The organism is Nonomuraea sp. CA-141351, from assembly GCF_050944675.1.
In the GTDB taxonomy this organism is placed as follows: Bacteria; Actinomycetota; Actinomycetes; order Streptosporangiales; family Streptosporangiaceae; genus Nonomuraea.
The window spans coordinates 1,632,813-1,659,680 of record NZ_CP191982.1 but is presented as its reverse complement, the minus strand read 5'-3'; the positions used below and the strand labels follow the sequence as shown (position 1 = coordinate 1,659,680).

The window sequence follows — 26,868 nt, the reverse complement described above, 5'->3', positions numbered from 1 at the left end:
CTGCGAAGACGCCGTGTGACTTTCAGGCCTGGCCCTGGCGGACCACGACGAGCGGGCAGGGCGCGTGGTGGAGCATGGCCTGGCTGATCGAGCCCATGAGCATCCCGGCGAGCTGGCTGCGTCCGTGGGAGCCGACCACCAGCAGGTCCGTTCCCTTGGCTGCCTCCCTCAGGACCTCGACGGGATGGCCGTGCACGACCTCCGTCACCACCTCGACCCCGGGATGCCGATCGCGCTGCCCCGCCAGCAGATCGTTCAGCTCCCGCAGCGCGTCCCGCTCGCTGTCGGGGTCGGCGGGCTCGAAACCGCTCGGATGCGGCCAGGCCCACGCGTGTACGGCGCAGAGCCTCGCGCCGCGCAATTCGGACTCGGCGAACGCGAACTCGATCGCCCGCCGGCCTCCTGGTGAGCCGTCGACCCCGACGACGATCTCGCCCCGCGGCGTCGAAGGGCGCTCGCGTACCAGGACCACGTCCGTGGCCGCATGCGCGGCCACCCCGTACGCGACGGAGCCCACCAGCAACCCCCGCACGCCGCCGATCCCCCGGCTGCCGACGACCAGCAGCTCGGCCCCCTCCGAGGCCTTGACCAGGGCGGATCGGGGGTCACCCGGGAGCAGGACGGTCTCTGCGGTGATCTCGGGCCGCTCGCGGAGCGCCCTGTCCCGGGCGGAGACGAGCACCGTCTTCGCGCCCTCGCGCATCCACCGGCCCACCTCGGCGTAGCGGCCTTGGGTCTCCTCGCACACCCACTTCGGAACGGCGTGCGCCACGGTGAGCGGCGCTTGACGCAGCGCCGCTTCCGTGGCGGCCCAGCCGGCGGCGTCCAGCCCGGTGCGCGAGCCGTCGACGCCCACGATGATCACGGAATCTGCTCCTTAGGCGAACGCGTAACACTCCACCTCGGCGCGTCGGAACGGAAGTCCCCTGGCTATGGAGTCGCGGAGGCACTGGCGCTGCGCCTTGCCTAGTTTGAGCGTGCCACAGACGGTAACGCCGGAGTACGTGCGGCAGTCGAGCTTGGTGTCGACCCTGCCCACGCGGTATGTCTCCTTGACCGCTTCCCGGCATTTCGCCTTACCGGTTTCGGCGTAGCGGCACTGGGAGATGAGGGTGTCGTACTGCTGCTGACTCACTTCTTGCTGGCCTGTACCGTCCGCGAAGGCGGCGGTCACGCTGGACGTGGCCATGACCACAAGTCCTGCGACAGCGGCGATCTTTTTCATTGTTTCCCCTGATGGGGACCATACCGCCCAGGGCGCTCGTCAAACCTCACGCTTGATCGCGAGCACGCTGAGCCAGGTGCGGTGGGTCGCGCTCACGCGGTGTTCGAGGACCTCGAACCCGGCCTCGGAGAGCAGGCCGAGCAGCACTTCCGGCTCGCGGTGCACGAACCACCGGTACAGCTCGCCGCCGTACGGCACCTGCTCCCAGCCCTCGCCGTCGCCCGCCGAGGTGCTCAGCCCCAGCATGCCGCCCGGACTCAGGGCCATCGACCAGGCACGCAGCGTGAGCTCGGTCTGGGCGGCGGGCACGTGCAGGAGCGCCGCGACCGACCACAGACCCGACAGGGAGCCGGGGGCGAGCGGCGGCCGTCGCAGGTCACCCAGCATCGCGGGGACCCCGCGGGCGCCGGCCAGCCTGACCATCTCGTACGAGCGATCGACTCCGACGACCAGCAGCCCCTGCTCCAGAAGCCAGGCCGCGTCCCGTCCGGGCCCGCAACCCAGGTCGGCCACCAGGCTGCCTGGGGACAGCGCGTTGGCGAAGCGCTGCCTGAAGGCAAGGAAAGTGCTGTCCAAGGTTTCCGAGCGTGCGGCGAAATCGGGAGCGATGCGGTCGTAACTGGCCGTGGTCGTGGGGGTGGGATCTTCCATCGCTGGATCATGCCATGCCGTGCCACGTCAGGGTCAGGGGATGGGCTCCAGCATCCGGTGGGGTGACTCGAGGGCGCGGCTGACCGGATCGTGCCTGTTGCCCTCCAGGCCGGGGCCCGGCCGTACCTCGATTTCGTCCAGCGGGACGTTGCGGCCGCAGGCCGGGCAGTACGACTGGCGGTCGAGCCTGGTCTCGCAGGTCACGTGGTGGAACAGGCGGCGCGGGCCGCGGTCGCTGAGATGCCTCTCGCCCCACTGGCCCAGGGTCAGCACGGGGATCCAGAGCTCGCGGCCCATGGGGGTCAGGACGTACTCGTCGCGCGGCGGGGTGTCCTGGTAGCGGCGCTTGGCGAGGACGCCAGCCTCGACGAGGGCGGTGAGCCGCTGGGACAGCACCGCGCGCGGGATGTCGAGGTGGGCGAGGAAGTCGCCGTAGCGGCGCACGCCGTACATGGCGTCGCGGACCACGAGGAGCGTCCACCGCTCGCCGATCACTTCCAGGGCTTTGGCCAGGGAGCAGTCCTGGCCGTCGTAGTTCTTGCCGAGCGCCATGGGATCCATATTAGTTCATTCACTGAACTGTGCTACCGTTCGCGGCATGAGTTCAATGACCGAACTGACTGTGGAGCGGCGGGCGACGCTCACCGTGGCGTCGTCGGCGCCGCTGCTCGTGCTGACGAACTACACCTTGCCGATGGTGACGCTGCCGCAGACGGCCGCGTCGCTGGGCGCGGGGCCGACCGGGCCGGTGTGGATCCTGGGGGCGATCGCGCTGGGATTGTCGTCGGTGTTGCTGGTCTCCGGCGGTCTGGCCGACGACTACGGGCGCAGGCGGGTGCTGGTGGTGGGTACGGGAGTGCTGGCAGGTGCGAGCGTGGTGGCCGCGGCGAGCACGTCTGTGCCGGTGTTCGTGCTGGCCCGGCTGGTGCAGGGCGGGGCGAGCGCGGCGATGCTGGCCGCGAGCCTGGGCATCGTCGGTCATGCCTACCCGGGAGGGAGGGAACGGGTGCGGGCCAGCGGGCGGTACGGGGCGATGATGGGGCTCGGCACGGCGCTGGGGCCGCTGGTGTCCGGGGCGCTGGCGACCGTGGTGAGCTGGCGGGCGGTCTACTGGCTGATGGCGGCCTGCGCGCTGGCGTTGGCCGTGGTGTCCGCCCGGGTGCTGGAGGAGTCGCGGTCGGCGATGCCGCGCAGGTTCGACGTGCCGGGGGTTGCGCTGCTCAGCCTCGGCGTGGCCGCGCTGGTCGCGGGGGTCACGGAAGGGCGGGTCGGATGGTCGCGGCCGGTCGTGCTGGGTGCTTTCGTGGTGGCGGTGGTGCTGGTAGGGGCGTTCGTGGCGGTGGAGCGCCGGCGGGCGGAGCCGCTGCTCGACCTGGAGTTGTTCCGGCGGCCGGCGTTCCTCGTGGCGACGGGCGGGGCGCTGGTCGTGGGGGCGGCGGTGGTCGGGATGCTCAGCTACCTGCCGAGCGTGCTGCAGGCCGTGCACGGGCTGACGCCGCTGGACGCGGCGCTGCTGTTCTGCGTCTGGTCGGGGCTGTCGTTCGTGGCGTCGCTGCTGACCAGGCACGTACGGCTGGGCACGGCCGCGCGGCTGGCGCTCGGCCTGGGGCTGAGCGCGGCCGGGTTCGCCGGCCTGCTGGGCGTGGGTGACTCGCTACGCCTTCCGCTGGTCGTCGCCGGACTGGCGGTGAGCGGGGCCGGATCCGGACTGATCAACTCCTCGATCACGCAACTGGCGATCGACAGCGTGCCCGCCCACCGCGTGAGCATGGGCTCCGGGGCCAACAACACCGCCCGCTACGTGGGCTCCTCGCTGGGCGCGGCCGCGGTGGCGGCCGTCATCGGCGCCTTCGGCTGGGGCCGGGGGACGACGATCACGGTGGCGGCCTGCATCGTGCTCATGGCCGTCACTGCGGTCGCCGCCCTCGCCACGCCGGCTCGTGCCCGGCACGAGCTTCCCTGAACCGCTCGTGCGATCTCATCCAGATGGGGTAGGGGGCCTTCGTTGGAAGATTCCCTCGACCGTCTCGGAGGAGGTAGCAATGAGCACATCGGGAGTCGGCAAGACCGTTCAGGACGTGATGCACCACGGAGTGGAATGCATCGGCGAACATGACAGCCTGCGCAGGGCTTCGCAGATGATGCGTGACCTGTCGGTCGGCGCGTTGCCGATCTGCGGGGACGACGACCGGCTCAAAGGAATCATCACCGACCGGGACATCGTCATCAAGTGCTGCGCCGAGGGCAAGGACCTCGACCGGACCACGGCGAGCGAGCTCGCCATGGGGCTGGTGTGGGTGGATGCCGGCAGCAGCGTCGAAGAGGCGCTGATGAAGATGGAGCAGCACCAGATCAAGCGACTGCCCGTGATCGACAACCACCGGATCGTGGGCATGGTAAGCGAGGCCGACCTGGCAAAGGAACTGCCGGACAACAAGCTCGCCGAGTTCGTCCACAGGGTCTACGCACCCTCCTGAGGCGACGCCTGTCCGGACCGATCAGACGAATGGGACTCCAACTGGGGTCCCATTCGCCGTGTAAATGGAGTGCAACCTTTTGCCCTATGGGACGCGTTGGCAACGGGCGAAAGGAGAGCGCATTGGATCGTCACGACGGCTTCCGCGAGTTCGTGCTCGCCCGCCAGCAATCGCTGATGCGAACCGCGTACCTGCTGATGGGAGACGCCCACCTCGCCGAGGACCTGCTCCAGAGCGTGCTGACCAAGGTCGTGGGGCATTGGTCCAAGCTGTCCAGGGACGGCAACCCCGAGGCTTACACGCGAAAAGCACTGGTCAACCAGTACATCTCCTGGCGGCGCCGGCCCCGCCCCGAGTTACCGAGCGCCGACCCGCCCGAGCAGGGCACCTCCCATGACGAGGCCACGCTCGACCGGATCGTGCTGCGGCAGGCGCTGGCCAAGCTGACCCGCAAGCAGCGGGCAGTGATCGTGCTGCGCTTCTGGGAGGACCTCACCGAGGCGCAGACGGCCGACGCGCTCGGCTGCTCGATCGGCAACGTCAAGAGCCAGACCCATCACGCGCTGGCCCGCCTGCGCGCGCTCGCGCCAGAGCTGGCAGACCTGCACATCCAGGAGGTAGCCCGATGACGAGGTTGCGCGAGGCACTGAAGGACCTCGCGGAGGAGGCACCGCTGGTGAGCCTGGCCAACGCGGCCATCGCGGGCCACCGGCGCAGGCAGCGGACCAGGCTGGTGGTGACCGCTGTGGTGACCGCCGCGGCGCTGGTGGCGACGACGGCGGGGGCCGTCGCGATCTGGCCCCGCGTCCCCCAGACGGCCACGCCGCAGCGCACCGCCACGGTGGCCGACCTGCCGGACGGCAAGGTGGGGCCGATCAGCCACGCCTACCTGACGCCCTGCCACATCGACGACAAACGGCGCATCATCGACTGCGGCGTCCAGGAGTGGCGTGTGGTCACCCGCACCGGCACGACCTACCGGGTGCCGCAGGCGCTCGTCGCGAGCGACTTGAGCCGGGACATGCGCATCGCGGTCAGCCGGGACGGACGGATGCTCGCCTACTACAGCCGCGAGGCCCAGGCACACGTGGTCCGTGACCTGGTGAGCGGCGCCGAGGTGACCTCGCCCGTCAAGGTGACGGAGGACCAGTTCGACCTGGGCAACCAGCTCGTGGTCTCCGACGACGGCCGGTATCTGGTCTTCGACCCGAAGGTGGGGAGCAAGAAGCCCGGAATGCTGATCGACGTACGCACCGGCAAGTCGACGACCCTTCCGGGCAAGTACGAGGCCGTCACCGTCAAGGACGGCGTCGTCGAGCTGGTCCGATACGTCAAGACCGACCTGTGGCTGATGCCCGTCACAGGCGGAGGCAAGCCGGTGCGCTTCGACGGCGTGTTCATCAACTTCAGCGAGCTCGCCCCGGACGGCCGCACGGTGGCCGCCTACGACACGAAGGACCGGACCAAGCCGGTGCTCACCCTCCTCGACGCCAAGACCGGGCGGATCCTGCGGAAGGTGACCGTCCGGGGCCTGGCGAAGCCCCGTGGCATCTTCCGCATCTCCGTCTGGCAGAGCCCGTCCGAGGTCACGGTCCTCACTCTGGACGGCGAGTACAGCACCTACGTGGTCGACGTCAACACCGGGAAGGCCAGGCACGTTGCCGACTACTCCCCCAAGACCATGCAGAGCCTTACCCTGCCCGGAACCGCTTCCGGGAAGTAGCCGCGCGGACGAGGACTGGGCGGACCCCTGCTCCGGCCTGGCCGCCGGGAGGGGCCCGCCAGGGGGCGTCAGACGCGGTCGGCGGCGATGAGGAGGTACTGGAAGCTGCCGTCCTTGTACGCCTCGAGAAAGGCCTCCTCGATCCCCGTCGCCAGGTGGGTCTTGGCGCGAAGCTCCCAGTACGGGATGGTGGCGGCGGTGAGATCGACGACGTTGATGGGGACGAGACGGTTGGCCGCCAGCTCCTTGAAATAGGTGCTGCGGGGATGGATGTCGCAGATGTAGTGGGCGTTGATCTGACTGACGGCGCGGGACGGCAGGCCGTAGGCGTCGTTGTAACACCCGGTGATGCACACGTAACGGCCGCCGCGGCTCAGGAGGCGGGCGTGCTCGGCGAACAGCAAGGAGAGCTCGACGTACATCGTGCTCTCGTTGTTCCAGATCGCCTGGAACGATCCAGTCTCGAACCCGGTGTCCAGCATGTTGCGGAAATGAAAGCGCACCTTGTCGGCGACACCCCGCATCCTGGCCTGCTCGTTGGCGAAGACCACCTGGGACTCGGAAATGGACACGCCGTCGACATGGCAGCCGTGCCTGAGGTTGACCAGGAGGCTGGAGCCGCCGCGGCCCGAGCCGGCGTCCAGCACCCGGTGGTCCGGCCGCAGAGGGCCGAGATTGGTGATGAGGGTGTCGGCCTGCGCGTGCTCGAGCCGGTGGAGCTCCTCGACGACTCGTTGCCGGCGGGTCGCCTCCGGACCCTCCAGGACCGACCAGTCCGCTTCTCCGAGGCCGTAGTGGTGGTGGTAAATGCCATCGACCTCGCCCAGGCGCAGGTTGACCGGGTTCTGCTCCGAGTTCCAATAGTCGGCGACCGAGTGCTGGTAGAAGGTGCTGAGGACGGGTGTGGCCGTCATCGGCGGAGCTCCTTTCTCTATGACTTGTAGCGGCTGGTGGTGCTGTGCCATTCGAGGCAGCCGGCCATCCACGCCTGCGCCCCGCGCAGGAAACGCTTCAGTTCGACGGACGGGACGGTGGCGAGTTGTCGCTGGCTGGCTTCGAAGCCTCGGACGAAGTCGTTGTGCATGGCGACGGCGCGTTCTGTCGCCTCGCGGATTGAGCAGCCCTCTTCGGCGGCGATGAGCAGGATCACGTTGGAGTCGGGAAGCTCGTCGGCCGCCTCCCTGGCGACCGAGTGGAGGTCGTTGACGAGCACGCTGGCGGTGCCGGCCTGCATGAGCGCGGTGTGGAACCCGCTGTCGAAGAAGAGGTCGGCGGGCAGTTCGTACGAGCCCACGATGTCGATGAGCGTCATGGACGTGTAGAAGCTGTCGTGCTGCCGGGCGGCGAGATAGCGCCACACCGGCGGCGGCGTCTCCAGGTAGCGCCAGGCCGCGTAGGCGGTCCAGCTCACGTACATCTGGGATGTGATGTTGCAGACCCGCCCCACCTGCGAAGGGCTGGCGTGACGGCGTACGTGGCCGGTGGCCGATCTCAGCGAGACCAGGACGGGGTCCGCCTGGATCGCCTCTTCGAGCTGACGGGTGTAGTCGCCCGCGGGCGGCGGCGGGTCCATGGCCGACGTCACGAGGGCGAGCCGCGGCGGGAGCTCGGTCGGCGTCGCGCCGAGCTCGGTCTCGTCGGCGTAGTAGTCGTCGGCGGCCCACCAGGCGGCGTTCATCTGGGCCGCGACCAGCAGCAGGTCGGGGTCGTCGGTGTCGGGATGGGCGAGCATGGCCAGCCGCCCGTACCCGGTCGCCCGGAACTCCTCCATCCGCCCCTCGTGGATGCCGGCCCGCTCCGCCCAGGCGGCCAACCGCCGGTCCACCTCGTCGGCGAGCTCCTGGTCGTCCCTGACGGTCTCGGGGCAGTACAGCGGCGGGTACGACCCGTCGCCCCACTGCCGCTCCCGGTACGGCAGCGGGGCGAGGCTGTGCTGGTAGGCCGCGCCGCGAAGCGCCTGCGCGGGGTCCAGTGGGACGGGCCTGGGGGGCTCGTGCCCGTCGCCTTCGCCGGGCCGTGGCACGCGATGGCGGTCCACCGGTGGCAGGTGCAGCGCGGAGGTCCCCAGGCCGGTGGGGCCTGCTGCGATGTCGGGCATGACGTCGCCCTTCCTAGACGCGCGGGGCCGCGATGTCGACGTTCTCGAGGATCCCGATCGCGTCGGGCACCAGGATCGCCACCGAGTAGTAGGCGCTGACCAGGTACGACATCACGGCCTGCGGGTTGATCTCCATGAACCGCACGTTCAGCCCCGGCTCGTGCTCCTCCGGGATGCCGGTCTGATAGAGGCCGACGACCCCCTGGTCCTCCTCTCCCGTGCGCAGGGCCATGATCGAGGTGGTGTTGTTCTCCGAGATCGGGATCTTGCCGCAGGGGAAGATCGGGACCCCTCGCCAGGCCGGGATCTCGTGGCCGTCCACGTCCGCGCTGCCGGGCACCAGCCCGCGCTTGTTGCACTCCCTGAAGAACGCGGCGATCGCCTTGGGGTGGGCGAGCAGCAACCGGGTCTTGCGGCGCATGCTGATCAGGTCGTCCAGGTCGTCGGGGGTCGGAGGGCCCGACCAGGTGCTGATCCGCTGGTCGTAGTCCGCGTTGTGCAGCAGGCCGAACTCGCGGTTGTTGAGCAGCTCCCACTCCTGGCGCTCGCGGATCTCGTGGACCGTCAGGCGCAGCTGCTGCTCGAGCTGGCTCATGGGGTCGTTGTAGAGGTCGGCCACGCGCGTGTGGACCCGCAGGACGGTCTGCGTGACGTTGAGCTCGTACTCGCGGGGATGGAGGTCGTAGTCCACGAACGTGCCGTCGATCGTCGGCTCGCCGACGTGCCCGGACGCGATCGCGACGGCCGCCTCCCCGCGGCGGTTGACGGGCTTGCGCGTCTCCTCCAGATACCGCTCGACGTGCTCCCGCAGAGCGGGCGAGCCGTCGAGCAGTCGCTGGAGCTCGGCCTGCGGCGACACCAGGATCGTGCCGGTGGTGGCGGCCCTGACGGTGTACGGCCAGCGCGGGTTCTCGTGCTCGAGCACCTCGTCGCCCAGGTGCTCGCCGTCGGTGGTGACGCCGAGGAGCTGCGTGTCCCCGTAGTCGCCGGTGGCCAGCCGGTTGAGCCGGCCGTGGGCGATGACGTACGTCTCGGTGATCGGGGCGCCGGCCTCGGCGATGACGTCGCCTGCCTGGAACTCCCGCGGCGCGAACGTCGCGGCGATCGCCGTCAGCACGTCGAGGTCGTCGAAGCCGCGCAGCGGGGGAAGCTCCGAGAGCGTTTCGGGGATGATACGGACGTCGTCCGCCCCGTTCAGCACCACGCTCACCCGGCCGCGCCCGATCCGGTGCGTCAGCCTGCGGTTGACCCGGTACGTTCCGCCGCGCACGTCGACCCACGGCAGCCTGCGCAGCAGCCAGCGGGAGGTGATGGCCTGCATCTGCGGGCGCGTCTTGGTGGTGGTGGCCAGGTTGCGCGCGGCCCGAGTGTCCAGGCTCAACCGCGGCTCCGTTGACATGTTCCCTCGCAATCGATCGCCTGTGACAGCAGGTGTTCATGAGGCATCCACCACTGAACGTAGTCAGGCCGGATCATTGCGTAGAGTTGCCTGACGGTCACGTAGCGCTAACCTCGATGCGAGAGTGATCTAGCCACGGCGGCTCACTCGTTTGTGCTCGGCCCTGCCCTGCCGCGCGCGGCACCGCGGTCTCGTCTCCGGCGAGCAGCACGGTCCTGGTGCCGTCCGGCGGGTGAGGCTGACCCCGCCGACGCCATGAGTCCTCTCTCACTGCGCGGGTATGGCCAACGTGCTGTCCTTCGGCCCCGCCCATGACCAGGAAGGACTACATGCCGACACCTACCGGCCCAGGCACTGGCCGGCGGCCGCCCTATTTCGGCCGGCTCGGCTACTTCGCGGGCCGCACGATCTCCGAGCTCGCGCAGGACCTGCGCGAGGGGCGCACCACGTCGGTGGAGCTCACGAAGCACGCGATCGACGCCATCGCGGCGCTCGACACGGCCCTCAACGCGTTCGTCACCGTCGACGCGGAGGGCGCGACGGCCGCGGCGAGCCACGCCGACAGCGAACTGGCGCGCGGGCTCGACCGGGGACCGCTGCACGGCCTGCCCACCGGGGTGAAGGACGTCATCATGGTGGCGGGCCTGCCCGCGACCATGGGTTCGCGGCACTTCGCCGGTTATGTCCCGGACGCCGACGCCGCCTGCGTGGCCCTCCTGCGCCAGGCCGGGGCCGTCATCGTCGGCAAGACCAACACACACGAGTTCGCGTACGGTCCGACCGGTGACCGCTCGGCCGCCGGCCCGACTCTCAACCCGCGGGACATCTCTCGCATGCCGGGCGGATCCAGCAGCGGCAGCGCGGTCGCCGTGGCGGCAGGCATGGTCCCGCTCGCCCTCGGCACCGACACCGACGGCTCGACCCGCATCCCCGCAGCACTGTGCGGGGTCGCGGGCTTCAAGCCCGCGTACGGGGTGATCCCGGCGGACGGCGTCTTCCCCTTGGCACACTCCCTGGACCACGTCGGCCTGCTCGCGGGAGACGCGCAGGACTGCCTCATCGCCTACCGGTCCCTCACGCCGGTCCACCCCGATACGGGCGCGGGCGCGCCGCGTGCGGACTGGCTCGATCCGGCCGCCCTCTTCCCCTGCGACCCGCGCGTGATCCGTACGGCGCGGCAGGCGCTGGAGGCCGGGACCGGCCCGCTGGAGGAGCGGCGGCTGTCGCCGGAGGATGCCGGTGACCTGCACGAGACGTTCACCGCGATCCAGAGCAGTGAGGTGGCGGCCGTGCACGCGGACCGCATGGCGGACCAGCCCTCACTGTTCGACAGCGAGCTGCTCCAGCGCCTGCGGACCGCCGCCACGGTCCCGGGGTGGCGGTACGTACGCGCCCTGCGGGCCAGGACCCGGCTGGCCGAAGCGGCCGGCGCGCTGTTCGAGCACCATGACGTGATCGCGATGCCGACCGTCCCCATCACCGCCCCGCCCCTCGGCCGAAGGGAGCTCGAAGTGGGCGGCACGCTGGTCGCCGTACGAGACGCCCTGCTCTCGCTGACCAGCCCATGGAGCCTGCTGGGCCTGCCCGCGCTGAGCGTCCCCGCCGGAACGGTGGACGGCCTGCCGGTCGGGCTCCAGCTCGTCTGCCGTCCCGGGCATGAGCACCTGCTTTTCCGAACCGCGGCCGACGTGACGTCATGAGGGCCGCATAACCGGCGCGAGCAGCCGTCAAAAATGGGGCATTGACGAAAAATCCTTACATGGTACTCATAGATCAAGTCGGAAAGCTTCAGGACCGTCGAGACCGTCCAGAGCTCACCCAAGGAGGACGCGCATGGCGCGCACCCAGCCCCCCGACACCCCCATCGACTTATACGCCGCGGTCCAAGGAGAGGTCTCCTGGTTCTGCTGCGGCACCGCCTGGGGACCGTGCAGCACGACAGGCAAAGGCGCCTGCGGCACCTGCAACTCCGGCAGCATGCAGCACGCGTGGCCCAACACCTCCGACGCCTGCTGGGCCATCACGCATCCCGACACCTGCGGGGTCAGCCTCTCCCGCAGGACCTGCGGTTTCAAGCACCGCACCACGAATCTGTGCAGCGGCGTCAGCGTCGTCACCTCCATCGCCGACTGCGGCCCGCAGACCGACCTGTTCTGCGGCGAGCGCAGCTGCTGCGGCTCGACCTGCGCCAGCAACCGGCTGGTCGACCTCACGCCCGCGGCGTACAGCAAGATCGCCAGCCTCTCGACCGGCCTGCGGCCGTGCTCGATCGACGTGGGGTGAAGGGGCGACGATGACCAGCAGAAGAGAGATGCTCAAGTCCGCCCTGCTCGGCGGCGGTGCCACGGTCGTCGCCGCGACCGCGCTGGGCTCGCTCGGCCCGGAGGCGGCCTTCGCCAACGCGGCGCCCGACATCGAGCCAGGCTCCCCCGACCCCAACTTCGCCGAGGGCAGGATCCGTTCGATCAAGGACAACACGCTCCTCGTCCTGGGCTCGAACATGGTGTTCCACAACATCAAGATCGTGGACGGCACGAGCCTGTGGAAGCTCGGCCCCGTTCCGTTCGACGAGGCCAAGCCTGGAGACGGCCTGTACGCCCGCGGCGTGCGGATGCCGGACGGCGTGCTGGCCGCCGAGTCGGTGTGGCTCAACATCGTCAACATCAAGGGCCACATCAAGAACATCACCGACAAGACACTCCACCTCGACCACAACGGGCAAGAGGTGCTGTGCCACGTCGTAGCCGGCAAGTCGGTCGCGGTTCACTCCGAGTCGCCGCCCACCGCGGACCTGTCGATGCTGAGGGTGGCCCAGCACGTACAGATCCTCGGCGCCTGGCGGCCGGACACGAACGAGGTCGACATCGCAACCGTCTTCTCCCCCCACTAGGAGTCAGCCGATGCACGGGATCGCCGCGACGCAGCCGTACGTGATCGCCCTGTTCCTCGTCTGGGCGGGCCTGATGAAGCTGTTCAGCCGCAGGATGCGGGCGCGGGCCGGGCAGACCGCCCTGGCCCGGCTGGTCGGCGCGGCGCGCGCGGTCCCGGCGCTCCGGCTCGTCGGAGTGATCGAGCTCGCGGTGGCCGCCGCGCTGCTGGCGCCGCCCTTCTCCCTGTGGGAGGGTGTGGCCGCCGCGCTGCTCTCCGCCGGATTCCTGGCGTATCTCACCTATTCGTACGTGGCCGCGCCCACGGCGTCGTGCGGCTGCCTGGGCGCGCACTCCCGCCCGGTCGACCTGCGTGCCTTCGCCCGCGCGGGTCTCCTGCTGGCCGCGAGCCTCCTGGCGATCCCGGCGGATCCGCAGCCTCCCCTCGTGGCGCTCGGCCTGGCGGAGGCCGTGGCCCTCATGGCCCTCTCAGCCGAGCTGGACCGCCACTGGCTCACCCCCTTGCGACAGCTCCTCGTACGGCTGCGCCGCCCGCTCGCCGTGACGCCGTCCGAGCACGTCCCGCTGGGCACCTCGCTGCACCTGCTCTACCGCAGCCCCGCGTACTGCTCGGCGTCCGCGCAGCTCACCTCGGACATCCAGGACACGTGGGACGAGGACGGCCTGCGGTTCGTCGTCTTCGGCGCTCGCGAGCGTACGGCGGTCTTCGCCATCCCCCTCGCCGGCGACGACCCGTCCGCCGTCCTGGTCACGCTCGTGGGTCATGACACATCGCTCGCGATGTGAGTCCGGATCATCCATCACACGGAAGGTCGGTGCCATGCGTTTACGTGCTTGGCTGGTGTCGGGGGCGATGGCCGCCGCCGGTCTGCTGACGGCTCAACCCGCGATGGCGGCCCAGGCCGTGGTCGGCTTCTACGCCGACTCAGGAGACCAGTGCCTGCGCGGGGTCACGGAAGGCACGCTGGAATGGGTGGAAGGGCCCGTCGTCCGGCCGACCGTCAAGGTCGACGGATACCTGGCCGATGAGGCGTCCATCTCGCCCTGCTCGACGGACGGAATGTACTCCACGGCCACCTTCTCGGCCTACAAGGGCAGCTCCCTTGTCGACTCCGAGACCGCCAAGGCGGACAACGGCAAGGTCGCGCTCTCCTTCGCCTTGTCCGACCCGGCGGGGGTCACCACCATCGATCGCGTGGTCGTGCAGGTGTGCCGGTTCAGCAGCACCCCGGTCGGGACCAGCTACTGCGGCAAGGCGGCCGAGTACAAGGCGCCCTGAGCCGTGAGACCGCGCCGTGCCCGTCCGGCCCGGGACGGGCACGCGCCGGTCAGCGCAGGGTCACCGCGCCCAGAGGAGTGTCGAGCACCGCCTCCAGTGCCTGTTCCGGGCCCTTTGCGACCTCCAGCACAGTGTCCAGAGCGGCCAGATCGCGGTGGAGCGCCTCCGGATCCGGATGGATGGCGGTGAAGGAGACGAGGCGGAGCTGCGGGAGGCCCGAGGCGGCGGGGTGGGCGGTCTCGCCCCAGTCGATGAGGAAGGGCACCGGCCTGATCTCCGCCGGGTCGCCCCACCTGGTCAGGCGCCACTCCAGCAGCGTGCCGGCGGGCGTTCGGCGCGAGAGCGGCTGCACGTCGCCGGGGTCGTAGCCGTGCTCGCGCGCCTGCCGTACGGTCGCGTCAATGTCGTCGGTCCGGACCGCCCACGCGGCGAGCCGGGGCTCGGCGAGGGCCTCCAGGCCGAACGCCCGGGGCCTCGTGCCGGGTGCCGCCGCCGGGTCCGGGCCGATGATCTCCAGGTACGCGGTCGAGCCCAGGCCGGCGAGGTAGTTGGCGGTGCCGCCAGGGTGGCTGCCGCCTGCCGCCGGGGTCACCCCGGTGCGTTCGGCGAACGCGGTGACGCCCGCGACCAGGTCCGGGACCGCGTAGACGAGATGGTCGAGCTCGGCCGTCATGCGGAGGGCTCCTGCACCGGCTCGCCCAGGGAGAGCATGAGGCGGTTGGCCCAGTTGAAGAAGGCCGCCGCGTGGATGACGTCGCTGATCGCCAGGTCGTCGAGGCCGGCCGCGCGCAGAGCCTCGATGTGGTCGGCGTTGAACTCGCCCGGGGTGGCCGCCAGGGCCACCGAGGCGTCGATGATCGCCTGCCACTCCCCGTCCTGAGGCGCGTTGACGCCCTCGTCGAGCAGTCGCTGCACGTCGTCGGCGCGCTTGGAGTAATGGGCTGCGAAGCGGGAGTGCACCGAGGCGCAGAACACGCAGCCGTTGCGGCGCGAGGTCGCCGTCGCCGCCAGCTCGCGCTCCGCCCGGGGCAGCCCGCCGTCGGCGTTGTAGAAGATGTCGTTGTCGGTCTTCGTCCTGGCTTGCAGGATGGCCGGGTCGCGGGCCAGGAGGAGGAAGTACGGCGACTTCGCGCGGGCCTTGTCGACCAGCGCCTCGTAGTGCTCGTCGGTCAGCTCGTCGGTGGCCAGCGGCGCCAGCCACGGCTTCCAGCCGAGCTGCTCTCGCGTGAACGCCAGTTGGGTCATGAGGTCGGTCCCTTCTGCAGGTGACGCAGGCCGGCCACCACGCGGATCTGGAAGGTGAGGAAGGCGACGAGCTGCGACAACGTCACGATGCCCGTGGTGCTCCACCCGGCCCGGGCCAGCGCGTCAAGGGCCTGCGGCCCGGCCTCCCGGGGCCGGAAGACGAGCAGGTGGGCGTGCTCGAAAGCGGCGGCGAGCCGTACGCCCAGCTCGGCCGGGCGCCGTGCCCGGTAACGCAGCCCCTCGTCGCTCTCGGCCGACAGCGGGCCCTCGCCCGGATAGACCCCGTACGGCCCGGTCGTGACCCCGGCCGAGACCTCCGACTCCACGATCTCCAGCAGCCCGGGCGAGAGCTCGGCCAGCCGCTGGGTGTAGAAGCCCGCGACGGCGGGATCGTGGTGCAGCCCGGCCACGAAGGCGGCCACCGCGTCCCGTTCGACGAGCGTGACCTCCTCCTCCGTCTCGGGGCTGAACAGCGCGTCGTAACTGCGCTGGGCGTGCTCGCGGGTGGCGGGCCGGCGACCGCGCAGCCGGTCGAGGGAGGAGCCGGGCTGTATGCCCACCAGATGGTCGATGACGTCAGTGATCATGTGGAGCTCAATTCTGTGGAGGGAACCCAGCCGAGCGCGGGCGCCACCTCGGTAGCCAGCAGTTCGATCGAGCGGAGGATGAGCGGGTGCGGCGGGTCCACCGAGTGCACCTGGAGGACCAGGTCGGTGACCCGTTCGAGGGTCGGGTCGGCCTTCAGGCTCTCAATGACGTCCTGCGGCGTCCCCACGTGCACGTCGAACGCGGCGATGCGCCGGTCGAGGTCGCTGTCCGGCAGCTCGAACGGCAGCCGCCCGCGCCCGAGCCCGAGCTCGGCGTACCGCAGCGCCTCGGCCCTGCTGTCGGCCACGAAAGCGGTCCGCGAGGCCATGATCCGCGGCGCCGCGCCGGGCGGCAGGTTCTCCAGGTACGCGTCCACGATGGGCCGCTGGATCTGGGCCAGCGTGGCCTGCGGGTCGTCGGCCGGCCTGGGCTGCGTACGCGACAGCATGAGCCCGTGGCCGGCCTTCCCCGCGCGTACGCCGCCGCCGGCCGAGAACGTCGCCTGCCACACCGCGTCCAGCAGCCTGGGCGCGGCCGGGTAGAGCCGGTTGCCGCCACCGAGGTCGCCCCCGGACCAGGCGTTGAGCAGCACCGCCAGATGCTCGGCGTAGATGGCCGAGCGGTCCGCGCTTTCGTGCCCGAACGGCGTGAACGACGAGGGTGTCCCGCCGCTGCCCACGCCGACCTCCAGCCGCCCGCCGGTCAGCAGGTCGAGCACGGCGGTGTCCTCCGCCACCCGCACCGGGTGCTCCAGCGGGAGCGTGATGATCCCGGTGCCGAGCCGGATCCGGCTGGTCCTGGCCGCCACGTGGGCCAGGAACACCAGCGGAGCCGGCAGGCCGCCCTCCGCGCCGTCGAAGTGGTGCTGCGCGACCCAGGCCGTGTCGAACCCGTACGCCTCGGCATGCGCGATCTGCTCGGTGGCCAGCCGGTAGCGTTCGCCCGCCGGCGCGTCGTCCAGCAGCCGGGTGAAGAAGCCGAGCCTCATAGCGCCGGCTCCGGGATGGCGGCCAGGAGTTCGCGGGTGTATTCGTGCCGCGGGTCGGTGAAGACCTGCCGGGTCGTTCCTGATTCCACGATGGTTCCCTTGTTCATGACGGATACGGTGTGCGAGATCTGCCGCACCACCGCCAGGTCGTGCGAGATGAAGAGGTATGTCAGCCCGAGGTCGCGCTGGAGCTGTTCGAGCAGGTCGAGGATCTGCGCCTGCACGGTGACGTCGAGGGCGGAGACGGCCTCGTCGAGCACGACCACCTCGGGCCCGGCCGCCAGCGCGCGGGCGATGGCCACCCGCTGCCGCTGCCCGCCGGACAGCTCCCGCGGTTTGCGCGTGAGCACGTCCGGGGGCAGCGCCACGCGCTCCAGCAGGTCGAGCACGCGGGCACGCCGTCCGGCCCGGTCCCCCAGCCGGAAGTTACGCAACGGCTCCTCCACGATGTCGGCGATCGTCTGCCGGGGGTCCAGCGAACCGTACGGGTTCTGGTGGACGAGCTGCACGTGCCGGCGGAACGCGCGGCCCTCCCCCGCCCCGGCGATGCTCACCGTTCCCGACGTGGGCTCGGCGAACCGCACCACCATGCGGGCCGTGGTCGTCTTGCCCGATCCGGACTCCCCCACCAGCGCGTGCGTGGTGCCGCGCGCCACCTCGAACGAGACCCCGTCCACTGCGCGGAACCCCTTGAACTCCTTGACCAGGTCGCGCACCACGATCGCGTGCTCCCTCGCGGCGGGGGGATCGCGGAACGGGGACGCCGACAGTGCGGGGGCGTCGTTCAGCAGGCGCTTGGTGTAGTCGGCGACCGGGGACGCCAGCACCTCCGGCGTCGGTCCCTGCTCCTCGATGCGCCCGCCCTTCATCACGACCAGCCGGTCGGAACGGCCGGCGGCCACGGCGAGGTCGTGGGTCACCAGCAGCAGCGCGGTGCCGGATTCCGCGCGCAGGTCGTCGATGAGGTCCAGGATGCGCCGCTGAACGGTCACGTCCAGGGCGCTGGTGGGCTCGTCTGCGATGATGAGGCGGGGTTCGAGCGCGATCGCGATGGCGATGAGCACGCGCTGGCGCATGCCGCCGGACAGCTCGTGCGGATACTGGCGTGCCCGCCTCTCCGGGTCCGGCAGGCCGACGCGGGCGAGCAGGTCGACGACCCGGTTCCTGATCGCCCGGCGGTCGCCGCGCTTGTGGATGCGCAGCCCCTCGGCGATCTGCGCGCCGACGGTCTTGACCGGGTCCAGCGAGCTGGACGGGTCCTGGGGGATCAGGCCGATCTGCGCGCCGCGTACCGACTCCATGCGCTTGGACGACCAGGTCGCCAGGTCGGTGCCGCCGAGCAGGATCCGGCCCGCGTCCACGGCGCCGTTGGAGGGCAGGAGCCCGATGACGGCGTGCGCCGTGGTCGACTTGCCCGACCCCGACTCGCCGACGACCGCGACGACCTCGCCGGGCTCCACCGCGAACGAGACGCCCTCGACCGCGCGTCTCCCGTCGTAGGAGACGGCCAGGTCACGGACTTCCAGCAGGCTCACGCGTGCCTCCCCATCGAACGGCTGATGCGACCGGCGGCGAGCACGACCGCGACCACGACGGCGCCCGGCAGCGTGGTGAGCCACCACGACGTCGCGAGGTAGTTGCGCCCTTCCGAGATGAGCAGGCCCCACTCGGGCGTGGGCGGCTCGGCGCCGTACCCGAGGAAGCTGAGCGTGGAGATGGCCAGGATCGCCATGCCGAACTGCAGCGCCGCGAGCGCGATGACCGGGCCGAGCGAGTTGGGCAGCACGTGCCGCCACAGCACGGTCAGGAACCGGCCGCCGCTGCCGAACGCCGCCTCCACGTAGTCGGTGCGCCGCACGCGGACCACCTCCGAGCGCGACAGCCTCGCGAAAGCCGCGACCGAGCCGACGCCCACCGCGACGGCCACGTTCACCGTGCCGGGCCCGAGCAGGATGATCACGGTCAGGGCCAGCAGCAGACCGGGAATCGACAGCAGCACGTCCACGACCCGCATGACGGCATCGTCCAGCACCCCTCCGACGGAGCCGGCCAGCAGCCCGAGCAGCGTGCCGGCCACGAGCCCCACGGCGACGGCCACGAACGCGCCCGTCAGCGAGTGCACGGAGCCGTGCACCACCCGCGCGAACAGGTCGCGTCCCACCGCGTCGGTGCCGAACAGGTGGTACGCGCTCGGCGCCTGCAGCTTCTCGGCCGGCACGCCCGCGATCGGGTCGTAACCGGTGAAGACGCCCGGCACGGCCGCCCAGAGCACGACCAGCGCGATCAACGCCCACGCGAGCACCAGCCCGCCCCTGCGGACGCGCTTCACGACGCGGCCTCGAGTCGCGGGTCGAGCACCGGGAACAGCACGTCCACCACCAGGTTGACCAGCACGAACACGGCCGTCGCGAGCACCACTATCGCCAGCATCACCGGCGTGTCCTGCGCGTTGACGGCCTGCTCGGTCAGCCGCCCGATGCCGTTGCGCCCGAAGACCGTCTCGGTCACGACCGACCCGGCGATCAGCTCGCCGAACGTCAGCCCCGCCACGGTCAGTGTCGGCAGCACGGCGTTGCGGGCCACGTGCCGCCACAGGATCCACCACCGCGAGGCGCCCTTGGCCGCCACCACGGGCACGAACGCCTGCGTGGAGACCTGGTCCATGCTGCGCGCCAGCACCTGCGCGATCGGCGCCGAGATGGGCACCGCCAGCGTGAGCACCGGCAGGATGAGTTGCTGCACCGGGCCTCCTCCGATGACGGGCACCAGCTTGAGCCGGAACGAGAACACCTGGATGAGCAGGATGCCCAGCCAGAACGCCGGGACCGACACGAAGATCGACGGCACCGACAGCAGCGCGTTCCTGAGCCAGGAGGTCCTGCTGTAGCCGGCCGCGAACGCGATCAGCACGGCGATCAGCACCGCCAGCACGAACGCGGTCGAGGCCAGCTTCGCCGTCTCCGGCAGCGCCTCCCCCAGCCGCTCGACGACCGGCGTGCCGGTGTCGATCGAGTAGCCGAAGGAGCCGCGCAGGAAGCCGAGCAGGGTGTTCAGATAGTCGAGGATCGGCGGGTCGCCGGCCCCGTAGTACGCCCGGATCTCGGCGATCTGCTGCGGCGACAGGCCGAGCTCGGGGTTCTGGAACTTGATCAGGATCGAGTCGCCGGGCAGCAGCTGCAGCAGCACGTAGCAGGCCGTGAAGGCGATCCAGAGCACCAGCGCCGCCTGCCCGGCCCGGGCGAGGAGGTACCTGGTCACTGCTCCGACTTCCACACCGAGTAGAACCACGGCCGGGCGACCGCCTCGAAGGCCACCCCCTGGACGTACGGGGCCCCGCCGTACACCTGCGGCTCCTCGAAGAGCGGGATCGCGTAGCCCTGGTCGAGCACGTACCGCTGGATCTCGGCGACCTTGGCGTTGCGCTTGGCGACGTCGGGCTCGGCCGACTCCTCTTCGAGCAGCCGGTCCAGTTTGGTGTCGTCGGAGAGGATGACGTCGCGGTTCTTGCTGTGGAAGTGGCTCTTGATCACGTCCTGGTCGGCGCGGCCGACCATGCCGTGCTGGATGGCGGTCTTCTCGGCGTCCTTGATGTCCACGGCCTGGGTGCCCGCGTCGGCGGGGCGGATCTCCAGCTTCACGCCGAGCTTGGCCCACTGCTGGCCGACCAGCTCGAGCGTCTGCTTCGACAGCGGCTGCGGGCCGGAGACGAACACGCCGAGCTGCAGCGGCTTGCCGTCCTTGACGCGGATGCCGTCGGCGCCCTTGGTCCAGCCGGCCTCGTCCAGGAGCCTGTTGGCCTTGTCGGGGTCGTACACGAGCTCCTTCGACAGGTCCACGTAACCCTGCGCGAGGTGGCTGAGCACCGAGGTGGCCGGCGGGTAACTGGTCGTGAAGAGGGTGTCGACGACCTCCTTGGCGTTCGTGCCGGCCTGGAGCGCCTGGCGGACCTTGATGTCCTTCAGGATGCTGTTGCGCGGCCGCAGGTAGAGGCCGTTGTTGACGCCTCTCGTCGGCTCCGCGTAGATCTGGAACCCCGCGTCCTTGACGGTCTTCTCGTCGTACGCCTGGACGTACCGCACGAAGTCGGCCTGGCCGGAGGTGAGAGCGCCGACGCGCACGTTGTCCTCGGGCGTCACGATGATCTTGATCTCGTCCAGGTACGCGCGGCCCTGGTGCTTCGAGGACGCCGGCGCCCAGTTGTAGTCCTTGCGCGCGACCAGGTCCACTTCCTTGTCGACGACCTGGTTCTTCAGGGTGAAGGGGCCGGAGCCGATGACGTTCTTGAGCTGGCACTGCTGCTCGTACGGCAGCGAGATCGTCTTCTTGGAGACCAGGCCGGCCCCGATGACCGAGGTGCCCTGGAGGAAACCGGGGGACGGCTTGTCGAAGTGGAAGCGCACGGTCAGCGGGTCGATGACCTCGCTGCGCTCGTAGTTGTTGACGAACTCGGCGACCGGGAGCTTGAGCTTCTCGTCGCCCAGGCCGTACACGTCGAAGTCGGCCGCCACGGCGGACGCGTCGAGCGGGCTGCCGTCGCTGAAGGTCACGCCGTCGCGCAGGTGGAAGGTGTACTCGGTGGCGTCCTTGTTGATCTCCCACTTGGTGGCGATCCACGGCTCGATCTCGAGCGTCTCCGGGTTCTGCCAGGTGAGCTTGTCGGTGATCTGGTTGAGGATGCCGCCGTTCGGATAGAAGCCGGCCGCGGGCAGGTACAGGCAGGTAGGCGGCTGGTGCTCCAGGTAGGTCAGCGTGCCGCCGTACACCGGCTGCCCGCCGCTCTTCGCGGTGCCGGTCGCTCCGCCACCGCCACAGGCGCCGAGCAGCCCCACGACGGCGAGCATGGCGGTGCTCGCCACGGCTGTGGTGCGCAGTCTGGAGGATGACATGGAGGTGCCCTTCGTGAACGGACGTAGGTGGCTTAAAGCCACTATAACCTACCTACAAAGAAGGAAATAGGTCGGGTCATGGCCTTGCCAAGAGAACCCCCTCGCTCTAACATCCATATGTCGACTTGTTAAGTAGGAAATTAGGAGAATCGGTGAACGTACGCAGGCATCTGGCGACGGCTACGGTCGTGGCGTCGATCGCCACTCTCGCCGCGTGCGGGGGCGGCGGGTCCGACAGCGGGTCGGGCGGTCAGGTACAGCTGTCGCTGGTGGCGTACTCCACGCCACAGGCGGCCTACGAGAAGATCATCAAGGCCTTCCAGGCCACGCCGGAGGGCAAGAACGTCACCTTCACCAAGTCCTTCGGAGCGTCGGGCGACCAGAGCCGGGCCGTGGAGGCCGGCCTGAAAGCCGACATCGTCGCGTTCTCCCTCGAGCCGGACATGACCCGTCTGGTCAAGAAGGGCCTGGTCGCCGAGGACTGGAGCGCCGGCGACAACAAGGGCATGATCACCGACTCGGTCGTGGTCATCGCCACCCGCAAGGGCAACCCGAAGAGCCTCAAGACCTGGGACGACCTGACCAAGCCGGGCGTCGAGGTCATCACCCCCAACCCGTTCACCTCGGGCGGCGCCCGCTGGAACGTCATGGCCGGTTACGGCGCCAAGTCGAACAAGGGCGCAGACAAGCAGACCGGCGTCAACTACCTCAACGCCCTGTTCGCGAACGTTCCGGTGCAGGACGACAGCGCCCGCAAGTCGCTGCAGACCTTCTCCAGCGGCAAGGGCGACGCCATCCTCGCCTACGAGAACGAAGCGATCTTCGCCCAGCAGAACAACCAGCCGCTGGACTACACGGTCCCGGACTCCACGATCCTGATCGAGAACCCGGTCGCGGTGACCAAGAACTCGGCTCACCCGAACGAGGCAAAGGCGTTCCTGAAGTTCCTCTACACCACGGAAGCGCAGAAGATCTTCGCTGACAACGGCTACCGGCCGGTGGTCAAGGGCGTGCAGGGCGTCTCCTTCCCGGCTCCGCCCGCCCTGTTCACCATCGCCGACCTCGGCGGCTGGCCGAAGGTGACCACCGAGTTCTTCGACCCCAAGGGCAGCGTCATGGCCGACATCGAGCGCAAGCTCGGGGTCTCGACGGAGAAGTAGGCACCACGTGTCCGCACAGACTGTCGTCTCCAGGGCGGCGCTCAGCCAGAAGCGAGGCACCTCGCTCGGGCTGGGCGCGGCCGTCCTGTACCTGAGCCTGATCGTGCTGATCCCCCTGGCCGCCGTGGTCTGGCGCTCACAGGAGCGGGGGATCGTCTACTTCTGGGACGCGGTCACCACGCCGGACGCCTGGGCGGCGCTCTCGCTGACGATCGGCGCCTCGGTGGTCGTGGCCGTGATCAACCTGGTCATGGGCACGGTCATCGCCTGGGTCCTCGTCCGGGACCGCTTTCCCGGCAAGGCCGTGGTCGACACGCTCATCGACCTGCCGTTCGCGCTGCCCACCATCGTCGCCGGGCTGGTGCTGCTGGCGCTGTACGGCCCGAAGAGCCCGCTCGGCGTCGACCTGGCCTACAGCCGCGCCGGCGTGGTGCTGGCGCTGCTGTTCGTCACCCTCCCGTTCGCGGTGCGCACGGTCCAGCCGGTCCTGCTGGAGCTCGACAGGGACATGGAGCAGGCCGCGGCCTCGCTCGGCGCGAGCACGGCGCAGATCTTCCGGCGCATCATCCTGCCCAACCTGGTGCCGGCCATGTTGTCGGGCACCGCGCTGGCGTTCTCCCGATCGATGGCCGAGATCGGCTCCGTCGTACTGATCTCGGGAAACCTCCCGTTCAAGACCCAGGTGGCCTCGGTGCAAATCTTCGGACAGATCGAAACCGACAACCCGGTCGGCGCGGCGGCGGTCTCCACGGTCCTGCTCGTCGTCGCCCTGGTGACGCTGGTCCTGCTGGACCTGCTGCAGCGGTGGGGCAGTCGCCGTGGCTAAATACGGGCTCCGCGCGCTCGCGCTCCTCTACCTGCTGTTCCTGCTCGTGCTGCCGGTCGTGCTCATCGGCTGGCGCACCTTCGAGAACGGTCTCGGCCCGGTGCTGGAGGCGCTCACCACGCCCCAGGCCCAGTCGGCCTTCCGCGTCACCCTGATCGTCGCGTTCTGGGCCGTGCTGGCCAACACCGTCTTCGGGGTCGGCACGGCCATTCTCCTGGTACGGCACGACTTCCCCGGCAAGCGGCTGCTGAACGCCCTCATCGACCTGCCCATGGCCGTCTCCCCGGTCGTGGTGGGCCTGGCGCTGATCCTGGTCTACGGCCGCTTCGCCCCCGTGGGCGGATGGCTGGAGGGCCTCGGCGTCCAGGTCATCTTCTCCATCCCCGGCATGGTCATGGCGGCCGTCTTCATCTCCCTGCCCCTGGTCATCCGGGAGGTGATCCCCGTCCTGGAGGAGCTCGGAGACGAGCAGGAGCAGGCGGCCCGCACGCTCGGCGCCGGCCCCTGGCAGACCTTCCGCCGCATCACCATCCCCGGGATCCGCTGGGCGCTGGCCTACGGCGTCGTGCTCTGCCTGGCCCGGGCGCTGGGCGAGTACGGCGCGGTCGCCGTCGTCTCCGGCCGCCTGGTCGAGAAGACCCAGACGCTGACCCTGTTCGTGGAGGAACGCTTCCAGAACTTCGACGAAGCCTCCGCCTTCGCCGCCGCGACCGCGCTCGCGCTGGTGGCGGTCGTCACGCTCCTGCTCACCAAGATCCTGCGCCCGAAGGGCTGAACCCCATGGCCATCCAAGTAAGCGGCGTCAACAAGGCGTTCGGGGGAACGCCGGTGCTGAGCGACGTCTCCATAGACGTGGCGGCCGGATCCCTGACCGCGCTGCTCGGCCCCAGCGGCGGCGGCAAGTCGACGCTGCTGCGCGTCATCGCCGGGCTGGAGACCCCCGACACCGGCACCGTGCTGATCTCCGGCGCGGACGCGACCACGCTGTCACCACAGCGCCGCAATGTCGGCTTCGTCTTCCAGCACTACGCGGCGTTCAAGCACATGAGCGTGTTCAAGAACGTCGCCTTCGGCCTGGAGATCCGCAAACGTCCCAAAGACAAGATCCGCAAGCGCGTGATGGAGCTGCTGGAGCTGGTCCACCTGGAGAACTTCGCCGACCGCTACCCGGCCCAGCTCTCCGGCGGGCAGCGCCAGCGTATGGCCCTGGCCCGCGCGCTGGCGGTCGAGCCTCAGGTCCTGCTGCTCGACGAACCCTTCGGCGCCCTGGACGCCCAGGTACGCAAGGAGCTGCGGACGTGGCTGCGCCGCCTGCACGACGAGGTGCACGTCACCACCGTGTTCGTCACCCACGACCAGGAGGAGGCGATCGAGGTCGCCGACACCATCGTCGTGCTGGCCGACGGACAGGTGAAGCAGATCGGCAGCCCCACGGAGGTCTACGACAACCCTGCCGACCCGTTCGTGATGCGCTTCCTCGGCCCGGTCACCGAACTGGACGGCCGTCTGGTCCGCCCGCATGACATCGAGATCGGCACCGCCCCGGAGAACGGCAGCGTCCCCGCCACCGTCACCCGGGTCGTCCGCCTCGGCTTCGAGGTGCGTGTGGAGCTGCTCATCGACGGCCAGGAAGCCTGGGCCCAGGTCACCCGGAGCACCGTCGAGCGCCTGAACCTGCGTCCGGACCAGGTCATCCATGTGTGGCCCAGCCCGGCCGCCCGCTCCCTCGCCCTGAGCACGACGACGGCCTGATGAGGATCTCTGCCCGCACTCACTACGCGCTGCGCGCCGCCGTCGCCCTCGCGGCGGCGCCACTCGGTCCGGTGCCCGCCGAGAAGATCGCCTCCAGCCAGGACATCCCGCGCCGGTTCTGCGACAACATCCTGCTGCAGTTGCGCCGGGCCGGGCTCGTGCGCAGCCAGCGGGGACCTGACGGGGGCTACTGGCTGGCCCGTCCGGCCGAGGAGATCACCCTCGCCGACGTCATCCGCGTGACGGAGGGGATCGAGGAGGAGATCGAGCGCTTCCCCGGCGTGGCCGGCCCGCTCACCGACATCTGGACGGCGATGCGCGAGCACGAGCACGCCCTGCTGACCGAGGTCACGCTCGCCGACGTCGTCACCACGGCGGCCAAGGACCCCGCCTCCAACTAGCCCCGTTTTCCGCACGTGAGGTTGTTTGAAGATCGCTAGGTCGCTGTGGTGATCGTCATCGCGGTATGACCTGGCTGGTGAGACAGCGTGCGCAGTGGGGTCAGGCCAGTGTCGAGAAGATGCTCGGAGCGTTGCCGGTCATCGCCGGGTTCTGCTCGCGGTTACGGATCCGGGAGTTGGTGGATGCAGCCTGCCCGGTGCGTGATGTCGCGGAGCTGACTCATGGGCAGGTGATCGAGGCGCTGGTGGCCAACCGGCTGACCTCGCCCGCCCCGCTGGTGCACGTGCAGGACTGGGCGCGCGCGTGGGCGGTGGGCGAGGACTTCGGGGTCGAGCCCGGCCTGCTCAACGATGACCGCATCGGCCGCGCTCTGGATGCCATCGCTCCGCACCTGGACCATCTGGCCGGGTCGGTCGGGCTGGCCGCGATCGAGGCGTTCGGAGTGCAGGTGACACGCCTGCACTGGGACATGACCTCGATCTCGTCGCACGGCGACTGCGACAATGCCGAGCCCGGCTACGCGCGGCCGCGTTTCGGCCACCCCAAAGACCGGCGGCCGGATCTGAAGCAGGTCCAGGCCGGGATCGCGGTCAGCTCCGATGGCGCGATCCCGGTCTTTCACCGTGCCTATGACGGCGCGGCCGGTGAGGTCGGGCAGGTTATCGGCGCGATGCAGGGCCTGCAGAAGCTGGCCGGCCCCTCTGCGGCCACCCGGGTGGACTATGTCGCCGCCCGGGATGAGGGCAAGCCCGCCGAGCGGCGTGGCGTCTGGCACGTGAGTGACGACGTCATGACGCTGGCCGGACCGCGCAAGAAGGACCCGGTGCCGAGGCTGCGGAGGATCTTCGTGCACTCCTCGGCCCGTGCTCAGGCGGCCGAGGCCGCCCGGGCCAAGAAGCTGGCGCGGGCCGGTGAGGATCTGGCCAGGCTGGAGCGCGGCCTGGGCGGACGCCACTACCCCGACGAGCAGGCCGTCACCGACCAGCAACCGCCGCATCAGTGCGCTGATCACCGTGATCTGCCTGGCCCTGCTCACCTTCTGCCTGATCGAACGCCAGGTCCGCCACGCCCTGGCGGCTCGCGGCCAGGCCAAGGTAAACGGCCTGTACGCCGGACGGCCCGCCGTGCCCACCGACAAGCTCGTCCTCGACGCGCCGGCCGGCATCCGGCTGATCCCGGGCACCGGCCAGTCACCCCCGACCATCCCGCAGCCCACCGATCTCCAACTCGCTCTCCTAGACCTCCTCGACATCGATCCACGAGACCTCCGCTGAAGATCAC

General features: G+C 70.1%; 30 protein-coding genes and 1 pseudogene. 16 read left to right on the top strand and 15 right to left on the bottom strand.

Annotation, left to right across the window (positions count from 1 at the left end):
* Positions 1-22 precede the first annotated feature (22 nt).
* The 4 genes from ACQPWU_RS08360 to ACQPWU_RS08345 are packed head-to-tail and all read right to left on the bottom strand — an operon-like array spanning position 23 to position 2,428.
* Positions 23-865 (bottom strand): universal stress protein, encoded by an 843-nt coding sequence (locus tag ACQPWU_RS08360; protein ID WP_433438161.1) that lies wholly within the window; start codon positions 863-865, stop codon positions 23-25.
* Positions 866-877: 12 nt separating this feature from the next.
* Positions 878-1,225, bottom strand: coding sequence for a hypothetical protein (locus ACQPWU_RS08355; RefSeq protein ID WP_433438160.1), 348 nt, complete (start codon positions 1,223-1,225; stop codon positions 878-880).
* A 39-nt stretch (positions 1,226-1,264) separates the two neighbouring features.
* Positions 1,265-1,876, bottom strand: coding sequence for a class I SAM-dependent methyltransferase (locus ACQPWU_RS08350; protein WP_433438158.1), 612 nt, complete (start codon positions 1,874-1,876; stop codon positions 1,265-1,267).
* A gap of 33 nt (positions 1,877-1,909) precedes the next feature.
* Entirely contained in the window at positions 1,910-2,428 is a 519-nt protein-coding gene (locus ACQPWU_RS08345; RefSeq protein ID WP_360684359.1) for a winged helix-turn-helix transcriptional regulator, read from the bottom strand.
* Between the two features lie 46 nt (positions 2,429-2,474).
* On the opposite strand from ACQPWU_RS08345, the gene ACQPWU_RS08340 reads away from it, so the two are divergent.
* From ACQPWU_RS08340 to ACQPWU_RS08325, 4 genes are all read left to right on the top strand, one after another.
* Positions 2,475-3,839 (top strand): MFS transporter, encoded by a 1,365-nt coding sequence (locus tag ACQPWU_RS08340; RefSeq protein WP_433438155.1) that lies wholly within the window; start codon positions 2,475-2,477, stop codon positions 3,837-3,839.
* 79 nt (positions 3,840-3,918) lie between these two features.
* On the top strand, positions 3,919-4,353 hold the full coding sequence (locus ACQPWU_RS08335) for a CBS domain-containing protein (RefSeq protein ID WP_433438153.1): 435 nt from the start codon (positions 3,919-3,921) through the stop codon (positions 4,351-4,353).
* 122 nt (positions 4,354-4,475) lie between these two features.
* A complete protein-coding gene (locus ACQPWU_RS08330) occupies positions 4,476-4,982 on the top strand; it encodes a SigE family RNA polymerase sigma factor (RefSeq protein WP_433438152.1) in 507 nt (168 codons plus the stop codon).
* Positions 4,979-6,076: a hypothetical protein gene (locus ACQPWU_RS08325; RefSeq protein WP_433438150.1), complete on the top strand. Its 1,098-nt coding sequence runs from the start codon at positions 4,979-4,981 to the stop codon at positions 6,074-6,076. The genes ACQPWU_RS08330 and ACQPWU_RS08325 overlap by 4 nt, the downstream gene beginning before the upstream one ends.
* 68 nt (positions 6,077-6,144) lie before the next feature.
* Here the strand turns inward: ACQPWU_RS08325 and ACQPWU_RS08320 are convergent, their stop codons facing one another.
* Genes ACQPWU_RS08320 through ACQPWU_RS08310 form a run of 3 tightly spaced genes read right to left on the bottom strand, consistent with a single transcriptional unit; the run spans position 6,145 to position 9,573 of the window.
* Positions 6,145-6,990 carry a geranyl diphosphate 2-C-methyltransferase gene (locus ACQPWU_RS08320; RefSeq protein ID WP_433438149.1) on the bottom strand — a complete coding sequence of 282 codons (846 nt, stop codon included), beginning with the start codon at positions 6,988-6,990 and terminating at the stop codon, positions 6,145-6,147.
* 17 nt (positions 6,991-7,007) lie between these two features.
* Entirely contained in the window at positions 7,008-8,174 is a 1,167-nt protein-coding gene (locus tag ACQPWU_RS08315) for a family 2 encapsulin nanocompartment cargo protein terpene cyclase (RefSeq protein ID WP_433438147.1), read from the bottom strand.
* 13 nt (positions 8,175-8,187) lie between these two features.
* Positions 8,188-9,573 carry a family 2B encapsulin nanocompartment shell protein gene (locus tag ACQPWU_RS08310; RefSeq protein WP_433438145.1) on the bottom strand — a complete coding sequence of 462 codons (1,386 nt, stop codon included), beginning with the start codon at positions 9,571-9,573 and terminating at the stop codon, positions 8,188-8,190.
* A 329-nt stretch (positions 9,574-9,902) separates the two neighbouring features.
* On the opposite strand from ACQPWU_RS08310, the gene ACQPWU_RS08305 reads away from it, so the two are divergent.
* From ACQPWU_RS08305 to ACQPWU_RS08285, 5 genes are all read left to right on the top strand, one after another.
* The gene (locus ACQPWU_RS08305) at positions 9,903-11,273 is read left to right on the top strand and encodes an amidase (protein WP_433438143.1); all 1,371 of its coding nucleotides are present in this window, start codon (positions 9,903-9,905) and stop codon (positions 11,271-11,273) included.
* 133 nt (positions 11,274-11,406) lie between these two features.
* Positions 11,407-11,856, top strand: coding sequence for a hypothetical protein (locus tag ACQPWU_RS08300; protein WP_433438141.1), 450 nt, complete (start codon positions 11,407-11,409; stop codon positions 11,854-11,856).
* Positions 11,857-11,866: 10 nt separating this feature from the next.
* Positions 11,867-12,463, top strand: coding sequence for a cell wall protein (locus ACQPWU_RS08295; protein WP_433438139.1), 597 nt, complete (start codon positions 11,867-11,869; stop codon positions 12,461-12,463).
* A gap of 10 nt (positions 12,464-12,473) precedes the next feature.
* A complete protein-coding gene (locus ACQPWU_RS08290; RefSeq protein ID WP_433438137.1) occupies positions 12,474-13,247 on the top strand; it encodes a MauE/DoxX family redox-associated membrane protein in 774 nt (257 codons plus the stop codon).
* Positions 13,248-13,281: 34 nt separating this feature from the next.
* Complete coding sequence (locus ACQPWU_RS08285; RefSeq protein WP_433438135.1) at positions 13,282-13,740, top strand: hypothetical protein; 459 nt, start codon at positions 13,282-13,284, stop codon at positions 13,738-13,740.
* Positions 13,741-13,789: 49 nt separating this feature from the next.
* On the opposite strand, the gene ACQPWU_RS08280 is transcribed toward ACQPWU_RS08285, so the two are convergent.
* Genes ACQPWU_RS08280 through ACQPWU_RS08245 form a run of 8 tightly spaced genes read right to left on the bottom strand, consistent with a single transcriptional unit; the run spans position 13,790 to position 21,447 of the window.
* Positions 13,790-14,413, bottom strand: a complete 624-nt coding sequence (locus ACQPWU_RS08280) for a VOC family protein (protein WP_433438133.1) — start codon at positions 14,411-14,413, stop codon at positions 13,790-13,792.
* On the bottom strand, positions 14,410-14,985 hold the full coding sequence (locus tag ACQPWU_RS08275) for an alkylhydroperoxidase domain protein (RefSeq protein ID WP_433438131.1): 576 nt from the start codon (positions 14,983-14,985) through the stop codon (positions 14,410-14,412). Before ACQPWU_RS08275 ends, ACQPWU_RS08280 begins: the two co-directional genes overlap by 4 nt.
* A complete protein-coding gene (locus tag ACQPWU_RS08270) occupies positions 14,982-15,572 on the bottom strand; it encodes a CMD domain protein (RefSeq protein ID WP_433438129.1) in 591 nt (196 codons plus the stop codon). Before ACQPWU_RS08270 ends, ACQPWU_RS08275 begins: the two co-directional genes overlap by 4 nt.
* Complete coding sequence (locus ACQPWU_RS08265) at positions 15,569-16,561, bottom strand: putative FMN-dependent luciferase-like monooxygenase (RefSeq protein ID WP_433438127.1); 993 nt, start codon at positions 16,559-16,561, stop codon at positions 15,569-15,571. The genes ACQPWU_RS08270 and ACQPWU_RS08265 overlap by 4 nt, the downstream gene beginning before the upstream one ends.
* Positions 16,558-18,096: a dipeptide ABC transporter ATP-binding protein gene (locus ACQPWU_RS08260; RefSeq protein ID WP_433438125.1), complete on the bottom strand. Its 1,539-nt coding sequence runs from the start codon at positions 18,094-18,096 to the stop codon at positions 16,558-16,560. Before ACQPWU_RS08260 ends, ACQPWU_RS08265 begins: the two co-directional genes overlap by 4 nt.
* Complete coding sequence (locus tag ACQPWU_RS08255; RefSeq protein WP_433438123.1) at positions 18,093-18,890, bottom strand: ABC transporter permease; 798 nt, start codon at positions 18,888-18,890, stop codon at positions 18,093-18,095. Before ACQPWU_RS08255 ends, ACQPWU_RS08260 begins: the two co-directional genes overlap by 4 nt.
* Complete coding sequence (locus ACQPWU_RS08250; protein ID WP_433438122.1) at positions 18,887-19,819, bottom strand: ABC transporter permease; 933 nt, start codon at positions 19,817-19,819, stop codon at positions 18,887-18,889. Before ACQPWU_RS08250 ends, ACQPWU_RS08255 begins: the two co-directional genes overlap by 4 nt.
* Positions 19,816-21,447 carry a TIGR04028 family ABC transporter substrate-binding protein gene (locus tag ACQPWU_RS08245; RefSeq protein ID WP_433438120.1) on the bottom strand — a complete coding sequence of 544 codons (1,632 nt, stop codon included), beginning with the start codon at positions 21,445-21,447 and terminating at the stop codon, positions 19,816-19,818. Before ACQPWU_RS08245 ends, ACQPWU_RS08250 begins: the two co-directional genes overlap by 4 nt.
* A 152-nt stretch (positions 21,448-21,599) precedes the next feature.
* Between ACQPWU_RS08245 and ACQPWU_RS08240 the strand changes: the two genes are divergently transcribed.
* The 7 genes and pseudogenes from ACQPWU_RS08240 (at position 21,600) to ACQPWU_RS08210 (ending at position 26,861) form a co-directional block, all read left to right on the top strand.
* Complete coding sequence (locus ACQPWU_RS08240; protein ID WP_433438118.1) at positions 21,600-22,607, top strand: sulfate ABC transporter substrate-binding protein; 1,008 nt, start codon at positions 21,600-21,602, stop codon at positions 22,605-22,607.
* A 7-nt stretch (positions 22,608-22,614) separates the two neighbouring features.
* Positions 22,615-23,433 (top strand): sulfate ABC transporter permease subunit CysT, encoded by an 819-nt coding sequence (gene cysT / locus ACQPWU_RS08235; RefSeq protein ID WP_433438117.1) that lies wholly within the window; start codon positions 22,615-22,617, stop codon positions 23,431-23,433.
* Positions 23,426-24,208 (top strand): sulfate ABC transporter permease, encoded by a 783-nt coding sequence (locus ACQPWU_RS08230; protein WP_344996211.1) that lies wholly within the window; start codon positions 23,426-23,428, stop codon positions 24,206-24,208. The genes cysT and ACQPWU_RS08230 overlap by 8 nt, the downstream gene beginning before the upstream one ends.
* Before the next feature lie 5 nt (positions 24,209-24,213).
* On the top strand, positions 24,214-25,185 hold the full coding sequence (locus tag ACQPWU_RS08225) for a sulfate/molybdate ABC transporter ATP-binding protein (protein ID WP_433438116.1): 972 nt from the start codon (positions 24,214-24,216) through the stop codon (positions 25,183-25,185).
* Positions 25,185-25,586, top strand: a complete 402-nt coding sequence (locus ACQPWU_RS08220; RefSeq protein WP_433438115.1) for an RrF2 family transcriptional regulator — start codon at positions 25,185-25,187, stop codon at positions 25,584-25,586. Before ACQPWU_RS08225 ends, ACQPWU_RS08220 begins: the two co-directional genes overlap by 1 nt.
* A gap of 65 nt (positions 25,587-25,651) precedes the next feature.
* A pseudogene (locus ACQPWU_RS08215) lies at positions 25,652-26,221 on the top strand (DUF4277 domain-containing protein); the annotation flags it as partial.
* 379 nt (positions 26,222-26,600) lie between these two features.
* The gene (locus ACQPWU_RS08210) at positions 26,601-26,861 is read left to right on the top strand and encodes a hypothetical protein (RefSeq protein WP_433445609.1); all 261 of its coding nucleotides are present in this window, start codon (positions 26,601-26,603) and stop codon (positions 26,859-26,861) included.
* Positions 26,862-26,868: the final 7 nt, after the last annotated feature.